At 28.1% G+C, this 22993-nt stretch carries 14 protein-coding genes; 10 read left to right on the top strand and 4 right to left on the bottom strand.

Annotated elements, in window-relative coordinates; translation table 11 throughout:
• Nucleotides 1–29: 29 nt before the first annotated feature.
• Nucleotides 30–1799 (bottom strand): TonB-dependent receptor, encoded by a 1770-nt coding sequence (locus tag BW723_RS01980; RefSeq protein WP_068363051.1) that lies wholly within the window; start codon nt 1797–1799, stop codon nt 30–32.
• Nucleotides 1799–4834, bottom strand: coding sequence for a tetratricopeptide repeat protein (locus tag BW723_RS01975; protein WP_083139838.1), 3036 nt, complete (start codon nt 4832–4834; stop codon nt 1799–1801). The genes BW723_RS01980 and BW723_RS01975 overlap by 1 nt, the downstream gene beginning before the upstream one ends.
• Before the next feature lie 161 nt (nt 4835–4995).
• Between BW723_RS01975 and BW723_RS01970 the strand changes: the two genes are divergently transcribed.
• Genes BW723_RS01970 through BW723_RS01955 form a run of 4 tightly spaced genes read left to right on the top strand, consistent with a single transcriptional unit; the run spans nt 4996 to nt 8357 of the window.
• Nucleotides 4996–5682 (top strand): cell division ATP-binding protein FtsE, encoded by a 687-nt coding sequence (locus BW723_RS01970; RefSeq protein ID WP_068363054.1) that lies wholly within the window; start codon nt 4996–4998, stop codon nt 5680–5682.
• A gap of 13 nt (nt 5683–5695) precedes the next feature.
• The gene (locus BW723_RS01965) at nt 5696–6793 is read left to right on the top strand and encodes a glycosyltransferase (protein ID WP_068363057.1); all 1098 of its coding nucleotides are present in this window, start codon (nt 5696–5698) and stop codon (nt 6791–6793) included.
• A 60-nt stretch (nt 6794–6853) separates the two neighbouring features.
• Nucleotides 6854–7549, top strand: coding sequence for a glycosyltransferase (locus tag BW723_RS01960; RefSeq protein ID WP_068363060.1), 696 nt, complete (start codon nt 6854–6856; stop codon nt 7547–7549).
• The gene (locus BW723_RS01955; protein ID WP_175335420.1) at nt 7542–8357 is read left to right on the top strand and encodes a 2OG-Fe(II) oxygenase; all 816 of its coding nucleotides are present in this window, start codon (nt 7542–7544) and stop codon (nt 8355–8357) included. The genes BW723_RS01960 and BW723_RS01955 overlap by 8 nt, the downstream gene beginning before the upstream one ends.
• A 138-nt stretch (nt 8358–8495) precedes the next feature.
• On the opposite strand, the gene BW723_RS01950 is transcribed toward BW723_RS01955, so the two are convergent.
• Both BW723_RS01950 and BW723_RS01945 read right to left on the bottom strand, forming a co-directional pair.
• On the bottom strand, nt 8496–9839 hold the full coding sequence (locus BW723_RS01950; RefSeq protein WP_068363063.1) for a sensor histidine kinase: 1344 nt from the start codon (nt 9837–9839) through the stop codon (nt 8496–8498).
• Complete coding sequence (locus tag BW723_RS01945) at nt 9829–11166, bottom strand: sigma-54-dependent transcriptional regulator (protein ID WP_068363066.1); 1338 nt, start codon at nt 11164–11166, stop codon at nt 9829–9831. The genes BW723_RS01950 and BW723_RS01945 overlap by 11 nt, the downstream gene beginning before the upstream one ends.
• A 205-nt stretch (nt 11167–11371) precedes the next feature.
• Between BW723_RS01945 and BW723_RS01940 the strand changes: the two genes are divergently transcribed.
• The 6 genes from BW723_RS01940 (at nt 11372) to BW723_RS01915 (ending at nt 22414) form a co-directional block, all read left to right on the top strand.
• A complete protein-coding gene (locus BW723_RS01940) occupies nt 11372–12622 on the top strand; it encodes an efflux RND transporter periplasmic adaptor subunit (protein ID WP_068363069.1) in 1251 nt (416 codons plus the stop codon).
• A 123-nt stretch (nt 12623–12745) separates the two neighbouring features.
• Nucleotides 12746–13423, top strand: coding sequence for an ABC transporter ATP-binding protein (locus tag BW723_RS01935; protein ID WP_068363072.1), 678 nt, complete (start codon nt 12746–12748; stop codon nt 13421–13423).
• 62 nt (nt 13424–13485) lie between these two features.
• On the top strand, nt 13486–15930 hold the full coding sequence (locus tag BW723_RS01930) for an ABC transporter permease (protein ID WP_068363075.1): 2445 nt from the start codon (nt 13486–13488) through the stop codon (nt 15928–15930).
• Nucleotides 15931–15961: 31 nt separating this feature from the next.
• On the top strand, nt 15962–18361 hold the full coding sequence (locus BW723_RS01925; RefSeq protein WP_068363077.1) for an ABC transporter permease: 2400 nt from the start codon (nt 15962–15964) through the stop codon (nt 18359–18361).
• A 69-nt stretch (nt 18362–18430) separates the two neighbouring features.
• The gene (locus BW723_RS01920; protein ID WP_068363080.1) at nt 18431–19852 is read left to right on the top strand and encodes a TolC family protein; all 1422 of its coding nucleotides are present in this window, start codon (nt 18431–18433) and stop codon (nt 19850–19852) included.
• Nucleotides 19853–20434: 582 nt separating this feature from the next.
• Nucleotides 20435–22414 (top strand): LruC domain-containing protein, encoded by a 1980-nt coding sequence (locus BW723_RS01915; protein ID WP_162274029.1) that lies wholly within the window; start codon nt 20435–20437, stop codon nt 22412–22414.
• Nucleotides 22415–22993: the final 579 nt, after the last annotated feature.

Raw genomic sequence — 22993 nt, 5'->3', positions numbered from 1 at the left:
ATACTTATTAATCTTTAATAAATGTAAAATTAAAAATCGAACTTGTAAGTTACACCTCCTAATACTTGAAAACCTTGTACGTTAAAGTTAGCAAAACGTTGATAGTCTGAGTTTAGAATATTGTTAAATCTTAAGAAAGCCGAAAATTTATCGTTAAAATGATAACCGCCATTAAGGTTTACATCTACAAAAGCATCTAAAGTTTGTATGGCACTAACTGCTGATGGAGAAGTTGATTCATATATAACGTCTTTTCTATCGCCTATATAAAAAATGTTTGTGGTTGCATACCATTTATTGTTATTGTATTTACCAATAAAAGCAGCCTGAATTGTTGGTAAATTCCAAGCTTCAAACTGAGAAGTCATTGTATAATTATCAAACTGAACATTGGTAGAAAGTGTAATTCTTTTGGTTAAATCGTATTCTAATTCAGCTAAAAAAGATGTTGTTTTAACATCATCATAAACCAAATTAAAAGAATTACCATATTCAAAACCTTGTAAAACAACACCATTTATAAAGTTATTGGTACCATCAGATTTTGAATTATTTCTGATAAACAAAGCCTTGTCTTGCTCTTCTTTATAACTTGCTGATATGTTAAAACTCAAATCGTTATTAATTACCCCATTAAAACCTAAAAAAGCATTGTACTTTTCTGCTGTTTGAGTTATAAATAAAGTAGGTGAAACATAAGGATTCTCTTCTGTAAATTTCTTGTAAGTGTTGGTTTTAAAATCACCAAAAACACCTACATAAGCATTCAGTGTTTCTGATATAATCGATTTTTGAATCTTAACATCTGGATAAACTAAAACATTATTTACATTATTTTCAGCATCAAATGAGCCAAAAAGTTTTGCCCCTAATTTTATAGAGAATCCACTGAAAGTGGTATTGTATTCTGGATTTACTTTAGCTGTAAAAATGGAATATTTTAAAGCTGTATCACTTGTGTAATTGCTTTTAAACTCGCCATTTAATAATTCTAAAGAAGTTTTTAATTGTAAATTATTTAGACTTCTGCTAATAAAATCGATAGGCAAGTCAAAATTTGTATTTAGGTTGATAAAAAACTCACTGCTATTATAATCGTCCATAAAATAAGACAAAGACAAAACACTTTTATCAATATAAGAATCTAAGAAATCTATTTCTCCTGTTGCATTAAAAAATTTATACGCTTGGTTTTCTTCTATATTTTGAATGGTGCTTGGAGCAAAAGAATTTTCTTGTAAACCATACCAATTGTAATTATTTAATTCTGTGTTTAAAATAAATTTCCAATCGAAATAACGTTCTTCTTGTTCGTAAGAAACACTTGCTAAAAGGTTAGAAAAATCACTGTCTAAATCTGTGTTTTCTATGTTTGCTAAAGAAGCTTGGTATTTTAAAGAAACACCAATTTCGCTTTCAAAACGAGTGTAGTTATGCAAATACGCTTCAAAATAAGGAGATGTAAAATTACCAAAACCAGCAGCTATATAATTGTCGTAAATGCGTTCTTTTACACCTACATCTATCCCTTTTACAACACCACTTTTAGGAATAAAAGTGGAAGCAACAGGAGCAGAAAAAATATTATAGGTTAGTTTTTTCTTTTTGCTTTTGTCTGATAGTTTTATAACAGGATTTTTATGAATCTTGTTAGCATCTGCAATTTCTGGATTGTAAGTAGTTATTACTTCTACAACCTCAGTTTTTACAGTATCTTTTGCAACAACAGGTTTTGTTTGTTGCGCTTTTGTGCCTATTAATGCAAAGAAAATTAAAAATATGATTAAGCCTTTTTTCATTAATTTTTATTTTGTGGAGTTATAGAATTATTGGTTTTGGCTTCGTTTTCTTTTATTTTATCGAGTTCTATTTGAGCTTCTTTTACAATATCCTCAAACTGCGTAAAGTTTTTAATTACGTTTTCTAAGATAAATGTTGCTTGGTAAGCATCTTTTAAGCTGTAATAATTTTTAGCCATTATTACATAACTTTTTACTCCCCAATATTTATAAGCAGAATAATTTGCAATTAATTCTTGCACAACTTTGGTAGATGCTTCAAACTCGTTTTCTAAATTTTTAAAGTAGGCATTGTAATACAAGGTTTCTGCTTTTAATTCTCCTGTTGCTTCTTGCTCTACAACACTATAATATTCTTGCGCTTTTTGTAAATCTAGATTTAAGAAAGATGCTCTTGCAATAATAATTTTTGCATCTAACTCTAAACTATCATCTAATTTGTCTTTTTTCAATATTTTTTCGGCGTATTCTATTGCTAAAAAATAAGACTCTGTTTTTGAATACACTTTCATTAAATTACTTTGAGCAAACAAAATATTTTCTGAAACATAAGCCTCAAGTTCTAATCTTTCTAATAAAGGAATTGCCTCATTAAGATTTTCTTTTTGTAAATATATTTGAGATAATTTAGCCAAAACATCTTCGCTAAATTCACTTTGGCCAGCTTCTAAAACAACTTTGTATTTATCTGCTGCTTGATTAAATAAGCCTTCTTTAAACAAAATATCTGCTAAGTAATAATTCGCTTTTAAACTGTTTTTACCATCTGGGAAATTTCTTAAATATTTTTTTAGACTTAAAATACTTCCATCATTTTTACCCTCAAAGTATTTACGTTCTGCAATTGCAAAAGTTGAGTTTTCTAATTCATTATCAGAAACATTTACAAATCGTAAAGTTTTAGTCCAAGCAACATATCCATCTAAATTATCTTCATCTACATAAATGTTTTTAGCATTTCTTACAGCCTCTAAAGCATCCGAAGAATTTGGGAATTTACTCACCATCAATTTAAACTTTTCTAAAGCTTTTCTATTCTGATTTTCATTGTAATACAATAAACCTTGACGCACTAAAGCTCTTGGTAAAAAAGCACTTTTTGGGTGTTTTGCCAACAAACGATCGTAAGCTTGGTGCGCTTTTCTGTTGTCTTTTATTTTAGTGTATGTATTTGCTAATTGATATAAAGCATCATCTTTTAAAGTAGAATTACTATACTCATTTACAACCTTAGTTAAAGCATCAATCTTTGCATCATTTTGGTTTTGAAAACCATAACTCATACCAATTTGATATTGTGCATAATCTGCTTCAGCACCATTTTTATCAACCACAGTTTTGTAATTGCTAATGGCACTTGAGTAGTTACTTAAGGCAAAATAACTATCACCTAAACGTATAAATGCGTCATCAATTAAAACTTCATCATCAACTTTAGTTTTAGAAAAACGATTAAAAGCATTAATTGCATTTTCGTATTCTTTCAGTTTAAAATATGTATAACCAATATTATAATCTATCAAAGAAAATTCTTCTTTGTTTATTGATGTTAAATTATTTTTTGCTGATTTAAATTTGGCTAAAGCTTCTATATAATTTTCTAAACGATACAAAGTTTCTGCTTCCCAATAATTTGCTTTTTGAGAAATTTCTGCATCATTTGCACTTTTAGCAGTTGCAAAATATGGTAGAGATTGTTGTAATTTCTTTTGATTGAACAACTGAATACCTCTGTATAAAGAAACTTCTGAAGTTAGAATTAAATTTTCTTGCGATTTTTTCTTTTTTAAATAATCTAAAGCACCTTGATAATCTTGTTGATGTATAAATGACGAAACTACCAATTCATTAATTTCGTTATAAGAAGTTGAGTTTGGGTACTTTTTTAGATAATTCTGTAAAACATCAGAAACGTTTTCAAAAGGATTACCTTCTTCGTAACTCAATTTAGCATAATTTAAAGCAGCATCTTGCTGAATTTTAGTGCTAAATGTCATTTCGCTTGCAGTTTTAAATGCATTTAAAGCTTCATTTTTCTTATCAATATTTAAGTAACATTCAGCTAAATGATAGTAAGCATTTTGTGATACTTCATTTTTTTGAGTAATGATTTTATTAAAATAACTAATGGCATTTTCAAAATCATTTTGTTTAAAATACGCATAACCTAATTGATAATAATCTGTGTTATTCCATTTACGAGCTTTGCCTTTATACGCTTTTAAATAAGGTATTGCTTCTTCGTATTTTTGTAAATTAAAATAACTTTCACCTACAATTTTAGAAATTTCAGAAATGTCTTTTCTTTTGGCTGTTTTTAAAAGTTCTGGGCCCACTTTTACACAACGATCAAATTGCCCAGCTTTAAAACTGATGTCTAATAAATAATAAGAAATTTCTGATTTATAAGATTTGTTATCAGCAATTTCTTTTAAGGTAGATTCTGCAATGCCATAATCTTCTTGTTTATATGCAATGTAGCCATAATAATATCTAGAATCATTACCATATTTAGCATCGTTTATTAACGGTAAAAAACGATCTTTAGCTAAAGTTAATCTATTCGCAACTAAATAACCATAACCCATTTTAAAATTTAATTCCTTTCTGTTATCCTCAGAAATTAAATCCATATTTACTTTTTGATACCATTTTAAAGCGTGCGCCGCTTTTTTATTGGCAAAGTAGTAATTACCTACATTAAAAAATGCTTTGTTCTTTTTATTGCTTGTTGGGTTTTCATCAACAAAAGTTAAAACTTTATCATCTGCATTGGTTTGGTTTAATTTTACAGCACACATTGCATCATAATAAGAAGCGTCTGCTTTTAAACTAGAACTTTCTTTGGCATTTGTTTGTACTTTTTCGAAGTTTTTTTGAGCAGCAGCATATGCTTTATTATTATAAAGTTTAAGTGCATTGTTAAAGTCTGTAATTACACTTGCCTCTGCAATAGATTGTTGTGAAAAAGCAACAAAAGTTGATAGTAAGAAAGTAAATGATAAAATAGATTTTATACTAAAACTAAATTTCATACAATTGTTTTTGTTATAACCTAATTAACGAACATTTTTTTAATTTGTTGGATGAAAGCTAAAAAAATATTCAAAATAATTTATTACAAAAATAAGAATTATTGAATTTTAGTATGCTAAAATCATAAGAAACTAATAAGTTTGTAAAAACGACTATTTTTATGGAAAAACCAGTTTTACAATTAGAAAATGCAGACATCTATCAAAGAGATAATTTGGTGTTATCTAACGTGAATTTAAAGATTCAAAAAGGAGGCTTTTACTATTTAATTGGTAAAACAGGAAGTGGAAAAAGTAGTTTGATGAAAACGCTTTATGGAGATTTAAAACTGCAAAAAGGAACTGGTTCTATTGTAGATTTTGATTTAAGAAACCTAAAGGATAAAGAAATTCCGTTTTTAAGAAGAAAAATAGGAATTGTTTTTCAAGATTTTAAATTATTAAGTGATAGAACTGTTTTCGGGAATTTAGAATTTGTTTTAAAGGCAACTGGCTGGAAAAATAAAGAAGAAATTAAAGCCAAAATAAATGAAGTTTTAGAGAAAGTTGGTATGCAATCTAAATATTACAAAAACACTTTTGAACTTTCTGGAGGTGAACAGCAAAGAATAGCCATTGCAAGAGCTTTGTTAAACGACCCAGAATTAATTTTAGCAGATGAGCCTACAGGAAATTTAGATCCAAAAACATCGTTAGAAGTTATGGGGCTTTTAAATGAAATTCATAAAAGCGGAAAAACCATTTTAATGGCAACTCACGATTATCAATTAATTGTAAAGTTTAAACACAACACCTTAAAAGTAGAAGCAGGAGAACTGTTTGAAGTTGTGCAACAAGCAACAGTTTAAAATATTTATTTTATTGGATAAGAAAAAAATTTTTGTAGCAGTTACTAATGATATTTCCACAGATTATAGAGTGCATAAAATTTGCAGCTATTTAATCAGTAAAAAATTTCAGATAGATGTTTATGGAAGAGTTTTGCCAAATACAATTAATGTAAATAGAGATTATAAAATTATTAGAAAAAAGCATTTTTTTAATAATGAAGCTTGGTTTTATGCTGAGTTTAATATTCGTTTGTTTTTTTATCTTTTATTTAAAAAGTACGATTATATCCTTGCAAATGATTTAGATACTTTGCCAGCTTGTTTTTTTGTTAGTAAGTTAAAAAATATAGAGTTAGTATATGATAGTCACGAATTATTTTCTGAAAGTGTAGAATTACAAGGTAGGAAATTCGTAAAAGGGTTTTGGCGAAAGTTAGAAGATTTTTTTTTGCCAAGAATTAAGAAATCCTATACAGTAAGTCAATCTATTGTTAATTTTTATAATGATAAGTATCAAAATAAAATGGGATTAATTAGAAATATTCCATTAAAAAAAGATGTTTTAAAAGTTGAAGAAGTAAGTTTCCCTACTAAAAATAAAACCATTTTGTATCAAGGAGTTTTAAATCCTGGCAGAGGAATAAAACCAATGATAAAAGCCTTGAAATATATTGAAGATTTAGATTTAATTATTATTGGTTATGGTAAGGTAGAAGAAGAATTAAAAAAATTTGTGATAAAACATCAGCTGAATAATAGGGTTTATTTTTTAGGGAGAGTAGATAGAGATAAATTATTCAATTATACAAAACAAGCAACTTTAGGAATGGTTTTAGAAGAACCAGTAGGCTTAAGTTTTCAGTTTTCTTTACCTAACAAATTGTTCGATTATATACATGCAGGAATTCCTATTATTGCTGGTCGTTTACCTGAAATTTCAAGAATTATAAGTGATTTTAAAGTTGGTGTGTTGGTTGATGATTATCAGCCAGAAACAATAGCTAAAACAATTCACAATCTTTTAGAAGATAAAGCGTTATTATCTAAAATTAAAGAAAATCAGCTAAAAGCAAAAAAAGTTTTATGTTGGGAAATTGAAAGTAAAAAATTAGATAAATTTTTTAAATAATATCATTTTATCAATCCAAAAATATCCATAATTGTACCTGTTTTAAACAACCTTAATGGGTTGAAAAAAACAATTAAAAGCATTAAAAACCAAAGCTTTAAAGATTTTGAAGTTTGGGTTATTGATGGTAATTCTAATGATGAAACTCAAGAGTATTTGAATGGTTTGAATTCTCCATTTTTTTTTCATTCTGAGGTAGATAAAGGAATTTATGATGCAATGAATAAAGGAATTTCTTTATCTAAAGGTGAATGGCTTTATTTTATGGGAGCAGAAGATATTTTTTTTGATGATAACACTTTAAATGAAGTTTTTAGAAAAATCAATTTAGAAAATTGCCTTTTAGTTTCAGGTAGAATTAGTTATCAAGGAGTTGTAAATCCTTTTGTATACAGTAAGAATAAAATAATAAAAAACCCTAGTTGGTCTGCTTTAATGTGGTTGAGAAATGGATTGCATCATCAAGGAACTTTCTATAAAAAAATCTTGTTTATTGATGAAAAATACCCTTTAAAATTTAAAACGTTATCAGATTATTGGTTTAATTTATATTTATTTAAAAGAAAAGCGAAGTGTAAGGTTATTCATAAAACAATTGCAAAGTGTACTTCAGATGGGGTTTCTAAAAACGGAAAGTGGGAACTGTATAAGGAGGAAATTAATTTGAAAACTGAATTAAGCTCAAGGTACTTTGTTCCTTTTTTTTATTTTATAGCTCTATCCAAATTTTTATCAAGAAAAATTGTAAATGATTAAAAGAAAAGAAATAGCAGCTCTTATAGTTGATAGATTAAACAAAGAGAAGCAATATTTAAAAAGCAATTTTAAAAAGACAAAATGTGAAATTGGTTTTTTTTATATTGATGATCTCTTGCCTAAGGATATTGTTCTAGAAATTTATAGAAACTTCCCAAAATTATCTGAAACTAAACAACGTAAGAACCTTAGGGAAAATAAGTATATTGCTTACCAAATGAACAAATATAATGCGCTTTTAGAAGAAGTTATTTATTCATTTCAAGATGCTACAGTTTTAAAAATTATTTCTGAAATATGTGAAATTAAAAATATACTACCAGATGAAGATTTATATGCTGGAGGTTTATCTTTAATGACAAAAAATAATTTTTTAAGTCCACATCTAGATAATTCTCATAATAAAGATAGAGAGTTATGGCGAGTTTTAAATCTTTTATATTATGTAAGCCCAGATTGGAAATTAGAAAATGGTGGAAATTTAGAATTGTGGAATAACGGAGTAAAAAATAAACCATTAGAAATTGAAAGTAGGTTTAACAGGTTAGTTGTTATGTCAACACATCAAAATTCTTGGCATTCTGTAAATAAAGTTTTGGTTGATGATGTTAGGTGTTGTGTTTCTAATTATTATTTCTCGGAGAAACCCTTATTATATGAAGATAATTTTCATATAACAACTTTTAGAGGTAGGCCTAAAGAAACAGTTAAAGATCTGTTTTTAAAGATTGATAATAATTTACGAAGCTCTATTCGAAAGTTTTTTAAAAAAGGCATTAGAGAAAATCCACACCAATATAAAAAATAAAAAACCCACTCCTCAGTGAGGAGTGGGAAAATTGCTATGAAAAAGAATGATAAGATTACTCTTATCACTTATTAAGACGTTTCTTTTTTAAAAAAATTACAATCAATATTAATTTTAACACTTTTTTAATAATACTGACTAAAATATAAGGCTAAAAACGGTTCCTTCATTTTCTATACTGTTCACTAAAATTTTACCTTTATGCAACAGCATTATTTGTTTACAAAGACTTAAACCAATTCCACTACCTGTCGATTTACTTGTAAAAAATGGCACAAAAATATTTTCCAAAATTTCTTTGGGTATTCCTGATCCGTTATCAAAAACTTTAATAATTGTATTATGGTTTTTGGTTTGAGAAGCTGTAACTTTAATTAAAGGATTTTGTTGTTTTTGGCAAGCATCTTTGGCGTTTAAGATTAAATTAATCAATACTTGTTCTATTAAATGAACATCGATATCTAATTGTATTCTTTTAGAAGAAACTGAAAATTGAATATCAATATTTTTAGCTTTTATTGATGGCGCCATTAACAATTCAATATTATTAAAAAGCTCAGAAACTTGTGTTTTTTGAAGATTTAAGTTGGTTACTTTACTTAAACTTCTGTAGGTTTTTGCAAATTTTAATAAACCCTGACTCCTATTTTTTATCGTTTTAATACCAGCATTTAAATCTTCTACTTCTAAAGAATTTTCATTAGGATTTTCAATATTTAATTCTAGATTTCTTTGTAAAGTATCTGCTAAAGAAGAAATAGGCGCAATCGAATTCATTATTTCATGTGTCATTACACTTAATAATTTTTTCCAAGCTTCAGATTCGTTTTTATTTAAAGTATTGTCAATATTTTGAAGCACAACTAATTTAAAAGAATCATCTTTAATCTGAAATATGGTATCAGAAATTAAAACTTTTAAACGTTCATTTTGTAAGGCAATTGTAATAGAATTTGGTTCTCTGTTATACGTTTCGAAAATAATATTAAAAAGCTCTGGTTTTCTGCTTTCAACAAAACGAATGTTTTTAAATGATGGAAAATCGATAATTTCTTTAAACATATCATTTAGCCATAAAACATCGCCATTTTCTAAATTGTATGCGATAATTCCAACATCAATCATTTCTAAAATCTTTTGTAGGTAGATGTATTGTGTTTCGTTTTTAATGTTTATTTCTTTGATAGTTCTATTCACTTCATTAAAACCATTATATAAAAACCGAATGTCTTTAGGGCCTCTATCTTCTGGAAACCATCTAGAGAAATCTCTGTATTTTACAGATTCAAAAAAATCATCAATAGCAGAAAAACGTCTTTTTATAAATTGATATAAGTTTACAATGGCAATTATTAAACCAAAACTAAGTAAGATTATATACGTAATTTGATCTTTATAGCTAAAATAAATGAGTCCCAGAATTAATGCAATAAGTATAAAAATTCTGAAGAATAGTTTTAAAATGTATCCTTTATAATTCATACTTTTCTAATCTTCTATAAAGTGCAGCTCTAGTAATACCTAGTTCTTTGGCAGATTTAGAAATGTTTCCATTGTGTTTTTCTAAAACAGTTAGAATTGCATTTTTTTCTAAATCATCTAAATTTAGTGTTTCTGGAATATTGTTTTCTACTGTTCTTTCTATGGATGAAAAAACCAAATCTTCTGCATTTAAAACATTTCCATCAGTCATAATTACAGCTCTTTCTAAAATGTATTGCAGTTCCCTAACATTACCAGGAAAGTTATGTTTTTTTAGTTTTTTAGTAAAATCAGCATCAAACTCAAAAGTGCTTTTATTGTATTTTTCTTCATACAAATTCACAAAATATTTTGCTAGTAAAATAATGTCAGTTCCTCTATCTCTAAGTGGAGGTATTGTAATATCTAAAGTATTAATTCTATAAATTAAATCTTTACGAAACTTCTTTTCATCAGCTAAAACACTAGGATTTTCGTTGGTGGCACAAATTAAACGAATATCTATAGCAACAGGATTATTAGAACCTAAAGGGGTTACTTGCCTGTTTTGTAAAACCGTTAATAAACGCACTTGCTGACCCAAAGAAATATTACCAATTTCATCTAAAAATAAAGTTCCTCCATTTGCAGCTTCAAAACGTCCTTTTCTATCTTCATTTGCTCCTGTAAATGCTCCTTTTTTGTAACCAAATAATTCGCTTTCGAACAAGGTTGATGTTAATGCACCAACATCTACTTTAATAAAAGGTTGGTTTTTTCTATTAGAGTTTTCGTGTAAAGCTCTTGCAATTAAATCTTTTCCTGTTCCGTTTTCACCTAAAATTAAAACGTTTGCATCTGTTGGGCCAACTTTTTTTAGTTTGATAAAAACATCTTTCATTACAGCGCTTTCGCCAATTATAGGAATGCTGTTTGAAGAAAAATTATCTTTCGGTTTTTTTTCTGATTTTAAAATGGATTTTATTGTATGAATAATTTTCTCATTCTTCCAAGGTTTTATTAAAAAGTCAGATGCACCTTCTTTTAAACCTTTAACAGCTAAGTCAATATCAGCATAAGCAGTCATTAAAACTACAGCAATATTTGGGTTAAATTGTTTTATTTTATTTAACCAATAAATACCTTCATTACCCGTATTTACTAATCCGTTAAAATTCATATCTAAAATTATCAAATCGAACTTTTTACTTTCAATTTGAAAATTGATATTATTCGGATTTTTCTCAACTACAATTTCTGCAACTAATGGTTTTAGCAAAAGTCTGATTGCTGTTAACACATCAAAATCGTCATCAATTACCAATATTTTTGCTCTCTTTAAAACCATATTTACAATATTACAATTTTATACTCAAGATTTTAAATTGATGAAAGAAAATTATTAAGATGATTTTTTTGTATCAAAACCGAACAGAAAGTGTATCAAAACCGAACACTTTTATTTTTGATGTAAATATTAAAATACTGATAATCAGTAGTTTTTATTTTTGGCATCATCTTGTCTATGTAGAAAGAGAAATAAATAAGTAAAAATGGACATCAAAATAGAAAAAAAGAAACTTTCAACTTCAAAACTGCTAATGATTGGTGGTGTTACACTTCTATTATTGCTGATAATTTATGTGATTTACGCAACTTCTGGTGGCGCAAAACTTTCTGTAAATAAAGAACGAATTGCAATTAATACCGTAAAAAATGGAGTTTTTCAAGAAAATATACCTGTAAGCGGAATTGTATTGCCCATAACAACTATTTATTTAGATGCTGTAGAAGGTGGTAGAGTAGAAGAGAAGTTTGTAGAAGATGGCGCAATTATGAAAAAAGGACAGCCTATTTTAAAACTTGCAAATACAGATTTAGAATTGAGTTTAATAAACCAAGAAACATCTGTTTATAATTTATTAACGCAAATGCAAATTTCACAGAATGCTGCAAGACAGAATACAATTAATAGATTAAATCAATTTACAGATGTAGAAAATAATTTAATTGAAGCCAAACGTTTGTACGATTTGAATTCTAAATTATATGAAAAAGGTGCAATTGGACGTCAAGATTATGAATCTTCAGTAAACAATTACAACTACCAAAAGCAAAGAATGAAATTGACAAATGAGATTTTACAAGAAGATTCTATTGCTACAAAGCAAGAAATTCAGCAAGCAAAAAACTCGTATCAAAGAACGCAAAACGCTTTAAAATTAATGCGAAAAAAAGTAGAAGATTTAGTTGTTAGAGCCCCAATTGACGGACAATTAACTTCTTTAGATGCAGAAATTGGTCAATCTAAAAATAAAGGAGAACGTTTAGGGCAAATTGATGTGGTAACAGGCTATAAAGTAAGGGTAGATATTGATGAACATTATATTTCTAGAATTTATACAGGACAAACAGGAGCTTTTAATCTAAATAACAAACAATATACTTTGGTCATAAAAAAGATATTTACACAAGTTACAAATGGTCGTTTTCAAGTAGATATGGTTTTTGAAAACGAAGTGCCAAAAGGAATTAGAAGAGGTCAGAATTTACAAATTAGAGTGGCTTTAAGTGCAGAAAAAGAGGCAATGTTAATTCCTGTTGGAGGGTTTTTTCAAAAAACAGGTGGTAATTGGATCTTTAAATTATCTGATGATGGTGCTTCTGCTTACAAAGTTGATATTCAATTAGGAAGTCAAAACACAAAATATTACGAAGTTATTAGCGGATTAAATATAGGCGATAAAGTAATAACATCTAGCTACGATTCTTACAACGAAATAGAACAAATTATTTTGAAGTAGTTAGACTGTAGACTTTAGATGAGAGGAAATAGAATAAAGAAATAACATAAAAGACGTAAAAATAAATTACAATTAAAAAACCAAAGCTAATAGCGAAAAGCGAATAGCATAAAGCCAAAAATAATGATAGAAATTAACAATTTAGAGAAATTTTATAGAACAGATGAAGTACAAACTATTGCGTTAAATAAGTTGTCTTTTGAAGTAAAAAAAGGAGAGTTTGTTGCAATTATGGGGCCTTCAGGTTGTGGGAAATCAACTTTATTAAACATTTTAGGTTTGTTAGATGATCCTGATGCAGGTAGTTTTAAATTTAATGGAGAAGAGGTTGCTGGTTATAATGAAAGAAAACGAGCACAGTTAAGAAAACACAATGTTGGTTTTGTTTTTCAGAGCTTTAATTTGATAGATGAATTAACCGTTTTCGAAAATGTAGAACTGCCTTTAATTTATACAGGTGTTAAAACATCAGAAAGAAAAAAACGAGTGGAAGAGGTTTTAGAAAAAATGCAGATTATGCATAGACGTAATCATTTTCCGCAACAATTATCTGGTGGTCAGCAACAAAGAGTTGCAGTTGCAAGAGCAGTTGTAAATAATCCTAAATTAATTTTAGCAGATGAGCCAACAGGTAATTTAGATAGTACAAATGGTAACGAAGTTATGGATTTGTTAATCGATTTAAATGAGGCTGGCACTACAATTATTATGGTAACTCACAGTGAACACGATGCAAAATATAGCCATAGAATTATTAGAATGTTAGATGGCCAAAAAGTAACAGAGAATATTTTAGTGTAAGTGTTATTGCCTAAAATTAAATTCAATTATTCTTAAAAAACAAACCAATAAAAACTGAGTAAATGTTTAAAAATTATATAAAAATAGCATTTAGAAATATAATGAATCACAAGGTGTTTTCATTTATAAATGTTATTGGTTTAACAATTGGTTTTAGTGCTTCTTTTATAATAGGTTTAATGGTGTATTACGATTATACTTTTGATGATTTTCATAAAGATGGAGACCGAATTTATAGAGTAGTTACCGATTTTAAATCGCCAGAAGGTGAGTTTTTTAATTCAGGAGTAACCTTAGCATTAAAAGGTGCTATACAAGATAATTCTAATTTTGATGTAGTTAGTGAGTTTTATTTAGAAAGACCAATGAAGGTTAATAATAGAACAGAAGATTTAGAATTTAAATTACCCAAAGATGTAATCTATGCAGATGAAAATTATTTTAAAATTTTTGATTATAAATTTATTGTAGGTAATAATATTAAAACACTACAAAACCCTAATGAAGTAATATTAACAGAAGAACGCGCATCAAAATATTTCCCAAATACAGCAGTTTCTGAAATTATAGGTAAAACCTTGGTGTATAATGATTCTATTAACGCAAAAGTTACTGGAATTGTTGAGAGTTTTAAAAACAGAACAGATATTATTTTCCAAGAATTTATTTCTCATCCAACTTTGTTGCAAACACGATTACGTGGAAATATAATTGGTAAAAGATGGAATAACACCAATTCTAACTCTCAATTGTATGTAAAGTTGAGTGCTAATGCAAACAAAGCATCAGTAAAAAATGATCTTAAAGAAATTGCTATAGAACATAGAGATGAAGATGATATAAAGTATGGAGAAGAAAGAATATTTAATCTTCAACCTTTAAATGATATTCATTTTAATGATAACTATGGAATTTATAATTGGTCTGCAGGTAGAGCAAGTAAAGCATTATTAAAAAACTTGGTATTTGTAGCTGTTTTTTTATTGCTATTAGGTTGTATTAATTTTATCAATTTAAATACAGCTCAAGCTGCACAACGTGCCAAAGAAATTGGTATTCGAAAAACCTTAGGGAGCTCTAGAAACCAGTTAATAAGTCAGTTTATGGGAGAAACATTTTTGTTGGTTTTGGTTGCTGCACTTTTGTCTTTAATACTTTCTAAATGGTTAATAATTGTATTTTCAGATTTTGTACCTGTAGGTTTAAGTTTCGAATTGTTTACAGTACCAATTGTTGCTATAAGTATAATTGTGTTATTAGTTTTAGTAACTTTTTTATCTGGCTTTTATCCAGCTATGGTTTTATCAAAAATTAATACAATTTCAGTTTTAAAAAATCATTTAGGAGTAGGAGATAAAAAGGTGCGTTTAAGAAAGTTTTTAACTGTATTTCAGTTTACAATTGCCCAAGTTTTTATTATAGCTACTCTTTTAGTAGGCAAACAGATTAATTTTTTACTAAATAAAGATATGGGTTTCAAAAAAGATGCTATTGTATCTGTTTACAAACCTTTAGAAGAACAAAGTTTTGAGAAAATTAAACTGTATTCAGAAAAATTAGCTTCAATTCCAAATATAAAAGAAATTAGTCTTGGAGGTCATCCACCTGCATCTCAAAGTAGTAATAGAACTGATATGAGAAGAATGATTGACAATCAAGAAGTGTATGGAGAAATACAATTACTAGCTGGTGATACCAACTATTTAAATCTTTTTGAAATTGATTTACTTGCTGGTCGTGTACAAAGAAATGATACTATAAAAGAATTGGTAATAAACGAAGCTGCAAGAAAATTTTTTAGATTTAAGTCTGCAGAAGATGCTATTGGTAAGTCTTTACTTTATGATAAAGAAAACTTGCAAATTGTTGGTGTTATTGGAGATTTTCATCAACGTTCTTTAAAGTCTGATATTAAACCGCTCACTTTACATGGAGATTGGTATAGAGGTCAATGGTCTTATTTTCAGGCTGTGCACATCTCATTGCAAAGCAATTCTACAGAAAATTTAAAAAATAGTCTTTCAAAAATTGAAAATGTTTATAAAGAAGTATATCCTAATACAAATATGCGACTAGAGTTTTTAGATGAAACCATTGCTAAATTTTACAAAAGAGAACAAAAAGTATCAAAACTATTAAACTGGGCAACAGGGTTATCAATATTAATAAGTTGTTTGGGGTTATTAGGGCTAGTAATTTATACCACCAACAGAAGAGTTAAAGAAATTGGAGTTCGTAAAGTACTGGGGGCATCTTTATTTCAAATTAACGCATTATTATGTAGAGAGTTTTTAAGCTTGGTATTAATTGCTTTTGCACTAGCTGCACCAATTGCTTGGTATGGCACATATAATTGGCTTCAAAATTTTGCTTACAAAACCAATATTAGCTTCTGGGTATTTGTTGTTAGTGCTTTTGCTATGATAGTATTTGCCTTAATTATTATAAGTGCAAAAACCTTACAAGCTGCAAATGCTAATCCTGTTAATTCATTACGATCAGAATAACTAAAATCAGAAAAAATAAAACGTAAAAATTATGTTTAAAAATTATATAAAAATTGCCTTTAGAAATCTTTTAAAGAATAAGGTGTATTCGTTAATTAATATTTTAGGTTTAGCTATTGGTATTACAGCAACTGTTATGATTGGTTTGTGGATTAATGATGAACTGAATTACAACGATTTTTTTGAAGATAAAGAAACTATTGCTCAAATATTTCAAAACCAAACAAACAACGGAAAAACAGAAACTGGCCCCTCTATTCCTAGACCATTAGAGTTTGCAATTAGAAAAGATTATGCAGACAATTTTAAACATATAGTAATGTCTTCTTGGACACAAAGTAGATATTTAAAATATGGAGATATTAACATCAATATTAATGGGAATTTTATGCAAGAAGATGCACCAGAAATGTTGAGTTTAGAAATTATATCTGGTGTTAAAAACGGAATTGATGATCAAAAATCGATTATGATTTCTGAATCTATAGCAAAATCTTTATTTAAGGACCAAAATCCTATTGGAAAAATTATTAAAGTAAATAATACAGCAGATTTATTAGTAAGTGCCGTTTATAAAGACATTCCTATTAATAATGATTTTTATGAGACTAAATTTATTGGTTCTTGGGATTTTTATGTATCAGAAAGGCCTTGGATTCAGAACGCCAAAACATCTTGGGGTAATAATTCTTTTCAACTATTTGTGCAAATAAATGAAAACACAACAATGGATGCAGTTACAGCAAAAATTATTGATGTAAAAAAAAGAATGGCTCCAGATGAAGTAGAGTTTAACCCTCAAATGTTTTTATTTCCAATGAAAGATTGGTACTTACGTTCAAATTTTGAAAATGGTATACAAGTTGGTGGGCGAATAGAAAATGTTTGGTTATTTGGTATTATAGGAGTTTTTGTCTTGTTGCTGGCTTGTATCAATTTTATAAATTTAAGTACTGCTAGATCAGAAAAAAGAGCGATTGAAGTTGGTATTAGAAAATCTATTGGATCTAAAAGAAGTCAATTAATTGCTCAGTTTTTAAGCGAATCATTTTTAATAGTTTTACTATCATTTATTTTGGCTATTGGGTTGGTTTTGTTGTTTTTAAATGGTTTTAATAATTTGGCAAGTAAAGAAATAATTTTTCCTTGGTCAGATTTTCAATTTTGGGGAGTTTCTTTTCTCTTTATAATTATTATATCATTTTTAGCAGGTAGTTACCCTGCATTGTATTTATCATCTTTTAATCCTGTAACTGTTTTAAAAGGAACTTTTAAAACAGGAAGATATGCAGCATTACCAAGAAAAATATTAGTAGTTACTCAATTTACAGTTTCTGTTGCCTTAATTATTGGAACTATGGTTGTAATGAATCAAATAGATTTTGCAAAAAATAGACCAGCAGGTTACAATAAAGAAGGTTTAGTACAAATACCAGTAATGAGTTCTGAGTTTTTAGGCAAGTCAGATGTAATGCGTAATCAATTTATTGCTTCTGGTGCAGTTACAGAAATGGCAACCACATCTAGCCCAACAACTAGTGTTTGGTCTAATAGTGGTGGTTATACTTGGGAAGGAAAACCACCAGGATTTCAAGAAAATTTTGCCTATACACACGTTTCTTACGAATTTGTAGAAGCATTGGGGTTAAAAATTATTGACGGAAGAGGTTTTTCAAGAAAATTTGCTTCAGATTCTACAGCTATAATTTTAAATAAAACTGCTGTAGATTATATGGGAATTAAAGATCCAGTAGGAAAATATTTAAGAGATCCAGATACTGATGAACCAAACCCGCCTTTAAAAATTATTGGGGTTATTGATGATATGATAATGCAATCTCCTTACAGTCCAGTAAAGCAATCTATTTATGCATTTGATATTAATGATGGAGCTGCTTATTTTAATTTAAGGTTAAACCCAAACAAAAGTATTGCTGATAATTTAGCGATTATTAAAAAAACTTTTAAAGCAAATTTTCCTAGTTTGCCTTTTGAATATCAATTTGTTGATGAAGAATATGGACGAAAATTTAGATCAGAAGAAAGAATCGCTAACCTTTCTAAAGTATTTACTTTATTAGCAATTTTTATTAGTTGTTTAGGTTTATTTGGTTTGGCTTCTTTTGTTGCAGAACAACGTACAAAAGAAATAGGTATACGTAAAACATTAGGTGCTTCTGTAAGTCAATTATGGGTTCTGTTGTCTAAAGATTTTTTAAAATTGGTTGTAATTTCTTTACTAATTGGTTCTCCAATTGCATATTTAATGATGAATCAATGGCTACAAAAATTTACTTATAGAACCAATATTTCTTGGTCGGTTTTTGCAATTGCGTGTGTAGGTGCATTAATAATAACTTTAATTACAGTGAGTTATCAAGCAATAAAATCTGCAACATCAAATCCTGTAGATTCTTTAAAAACAGAATAAGTTACAATTTATGTTCATCAAAAATTAATTTGTTCTGATGAAAATTAGAACAGCTTAAAAGTATTAAAAATGATAAAAAGAAGTTTCGTTTATGTAATTGCATTTGCTTTTAGTATTTCTATGTTTTGCCAAAATCCGGAAGAAAAAAAATATACGCTAGAAGAATGTTTACAAATCGCTTTAGAAAATAATTTAAGTTTAAAATCATCTAAAAATACAGCTATAACTGCTAAAATTAATCACAAACAATCTAAAGCAAATTTATTACCAAATGTAAATGCTAATTATAATTTAGGGATAAATAATGGTAGAAGTATAGATCCGTTTACCAATGATTTTATCAATCAACAGTTAACGTTTTCTAACGCAAATTTAAGTTTAAATACTACTGTTTTTAATGGTTTTCGGTTGTTAAATACATTAAAACAACAAAAACTAAATGCAAAAGCAGCATCTTTAGAAGTAGAACAAGAAAAGCAAAATTTAATTCTTTCAGTAACATTAGCCTACTTGCAAGTATTAAATAATAAAGATTTATTAGCGTTAAATAAACAGCGTTTAATAACTACGGATAAACAACTAAAAATTCAAAAAGATTTGTATGATGAAGGTAGAGAGAATCCTGCTGATTATACAGACTTATTGGGCCAGAAATCTTCGGATGAAACCAATATTTTATCAGCTGAAATTGCGTTGAATAATGCCAAATTGAATTTGAGAAACCTCCTAAATTTAAACTCAAATGTTGATGTTTCTGCTGATGATTTTTTGTTCAGTTTAGATAAATATCAATTTACATCAGAAAAAGTTTATAAGGATGCCTTATTAAACTTAGCAACTTTTAAAGCCAATGAATTGAGGTTGGCATCTGCCAAAAAAGGAGTAAGTGTCGCTAAAGCACAATACATACCAGAAATTTCGTTGTTTGGGCAGTTAAATACCAATTATTCTAGTGCAGCAGAAACCTTTACAGAAATAGGAACAACTATTGCAGAAACAGGAGATTTTGTGTCAATCAATAATCAAAACATACAAGTCTTAACTAATCAAAAACTTTACAATGCTCAGCAAATTAATTATTTAGATCAGTTTGATAATAATTTTAATTCTGTAATTGGTATTTCTGTAAGTGTGCCAATTTTTAACGGTTTTAGAGCAAAAAATAATGTCGCTTTAGAAAAAGTGAATGTACAAGAGTCGTTAATTGCATTAGAGCAAACGCAATTCGAAATTAAAAATGCCATTCAACAAGTCCATTTTGATATGGAAGCTGCTTTTGCCAGATATCAAAGTTTAAAAAAGCAAGTAACAGCTTTTCAAAAATCGTTTGAAATTAACGAAACTAGATTTAATAACGGAGTTTCTAATTTCCTGGCTTACATCACTAGTAAAAATAATTTAGAAAATGCAAAAATTAATGTGTCTATTGCTAAATACGATTATTTTTTAAGAGTAAAAGTATTGGAGTATTATAGAGGGCATTCGATGTAGGATAACAGAAAGTGTTACTTAACCCACAGGGAAAAGTAAAAATAGTTGTTTTAGAAAAAGATTCTGAAACAACTAAAGATAATTATGTTAGTATTGTGAAAGAAAAAAATGTTAGAGATACGTAGCAAAAGAATGCGAAGAAGGAGAGGGAGTTAAATAAAATTCACTTCTTAATGAATAATACACCTCAATTAGATTATTTAATTGAGGTTTTTTATTTGCTTTTGTAGTTATCTTTTATTCGTTTTTAATTAAGTCTTAAAACCTAATTTAAGCATAGTGTTTTTATATATGTTGGTTCTTTTTACTAAAATTAATAATTAGATTTTTAAGCGTTTAACTTTAGTTGTGTTCCTTTAATCGACAGTAAAAAAAGTGTCATCTATTTTCAACTTCATGAACTTTATTTAGCTTTAACTTTGTTGTTGAACTGGTAAATAATAATTTATTATTCTAAAAATTAAATAAAACATTTTTTAAAAGATTTTATCATCTTTTAAAGATTAACATTATAATTTGTATCTTACTATGAAAAGATCTTTAAAAAAACAAAATCGTATGAATCCCTCACTAAACTCTCTTTTGAGATACGCCTTTTTCTTATTATTGTTAAATAGTTGTGGTTTTGATGAACCTGTTGTAGACGATGATGATATAGTCATCGAAGATCCTGGTACAGTACTATCTATTCCAGATGGGTTTGATTTTAGTACTTATCATGATGTTAAAATTAATATAGTTGATGATGGAAATTATGCAAAGTATGATATTTATGCATATTCGGATGAATTGTATGATGCTGGTACTGAGACTTTCGAAAATGAATCAGGAGAAATAGTAACAGAAACTGTTTATAAATCTGATGTTTTAGATAGATTAATTTTCTCTGGTGTAGCCAAAAATGGTACTTTACAGCAAACTATAAACTTACCTAAGTTCTATGATAAAGTTTATATCCGAAGAAATGAGAGTTTACAATTTACTGCAAGCATTGAGGATATTGTAAATCAAGAAGTAAATTTTAATGCAGCTGAATCGAAAAAATCCATAAAGTCAAGTGGATTAAAAAGTACAACAGACTATTTATATAGCGTTAATGGATCAGGGCAATTGTTTCAGGTAGATCCTTTAACAGGATTACTTACTGATTTATCTAAAATGCCAATGGGTAGTTATACATGTGCAATTGACCAAGAAAATAAGTTGTTATATTCTATTGGTAGATCAAATCCTTATCCTTTAATGAAATATTCAATTGAAAAAGATATATGGGAAACTGTTGCAAATCTTGGTATAGGAGGTCCTAGATTAGACTATAATGCCAACGACGGTTTGCTTTATTTTTCTACTAAAGCTAAACTATACACCTTTAATCCTGCTACTGGAGAAAAGTTAAATACTTGGAATATTGAAGGTCTTGACAGTACATCAGGAGGAGATTTAGCTTTCGCTGATGATGGTACCCTATATTTATGTACTTTTTCTGGATTATATCTATTAGAGTTAGATGCTAATAACGTATTCCAAAGCACTAGAATAAGTGCAGACAGCTTGCCTTTTCAACCAACTTCTATGACTTTTGATTCAAACCAAGAATTATGGTTAGCAAATAGCGCTTCAAGTAGTAATTTAATTGTTATGGATACACAAACAGGTGGTTGGCAATATAAATATGGTCCAGATGCAAATAATGGTTCTGATTTTGGAAGAACAATTAATGATTTGACTACATTTCGAGTAATCTCTGAAAATGTAAATGATACAGATACAGATGGGGATGGTATTCCTGATATAGATGATGCGTACCCAGAAGATAAAGAGGTTGCATTTGAATATTTTACACCAAGTAAATATGGTCAGGGTACAATTTCTTTTGAAGATTTATGGCCTACAACTGGAGATTACGATTTTAATGATGCAGCTTTGAGTTATCAAGCAGTTGCTAAATTAAATTCAGATAATATGGCAGTTCAGTTAGATTTTACGTGTAATATTAAAGCTAATGGTGCTGGCTTTACTAATGGAATTGGCTTTCAAATTGATGGATTGTTACCTACTGAAATCGAAAGTGTAACTGGTTCTGTATTTACGCAAAACTTTATCACTCTAAATCAAAATGGAACTGAAGCAGATCAAGAGAAAGCGGTAATTATTCTTGCTGATGATGTAGATAATATTTTAAATGAAACTAAGATAACAATAAGATTTACACAACCAATTAGCACAGAAAAGTTAGGTGTTGCTCCTTTTAATCCTTTCTTAATTGTAAATATGGTTAGGGAAAAAGAAATACATTTGCCATATATGAGTCCAACAAGTTTAGGTAACAATAGTACAACTTTTAACGGCACAAATAAAGATGAAGACGGTAATTATATATCAGATAATGGATATCCTTGGGCTATAAGTATTATTCACGATTTTAAGGTTCCAAAAGAAAAAGTGGCAATTACTGATGCATATAACTTCTTTAGTTTATGGGCAGAATCAGGAGGGTTGAATTATGTTAATTGGTACACAGATAGTTCAGGTAATAGAAATAAAGATCTGATTGATCAATAGACTACTAAAAAATAAAACTAGATTTATAAAAAAAGATTTTGAAGAATAATTCTTCAAAATCTTTTTGTTTTTCAGTAAGAATTCTGTTAGATAAATTTCATACTAAATCCTTTTAGTAACTTATTTACAGAGATAAAAGGGGGAAATGCCGAGAGTTAAATAATTGTTTTTTAGATTTTCAATTACCTATTTAGAAAAGTTATTTTGTAATGAAATCAATAATTACATTGGGTTTTGGTTTTGTAAAAGTTGAATGAAAATTGAATGTGTTTTAAAATGATTAACTAGATGTTGATTAATTTATGATTAATGTTTGTATTTGAATGTTTAAGCGTTCGAAATTATGGCAACAATAAAATGTCAACTTCAAATTAAGTTAGATATCGGGCCTATTTATTTTGATTTGTCTTTTTGGTATAGATAAAATATATAAGCTTAAAACTTGGTTTAAAATAATTCCCAGTTTCTAATTGGCATTTTACATTTTTTGTAGATTATCTTCGGGTAAGAAAGATAGAATTTATCATAGTATAAGATCATTAGAAGGGTAAAAGAGTTTTTTTGTGTTTTCTAATTTTT

Origin of the sequence: Polaribacter reichenbachii (genome assembly GCF_001975665.1) — a bacterium.
Taxonomy (GTDB): Bacteria; Bacteroidota; Bacteroidia; order Flavobacteriales; family Flavobacteriaceae; genus Polaribacter; species Polaribacter reichenbachii.
This window is presented reverse-complemented; position numbering and strand designations above follow the sequence as displayed.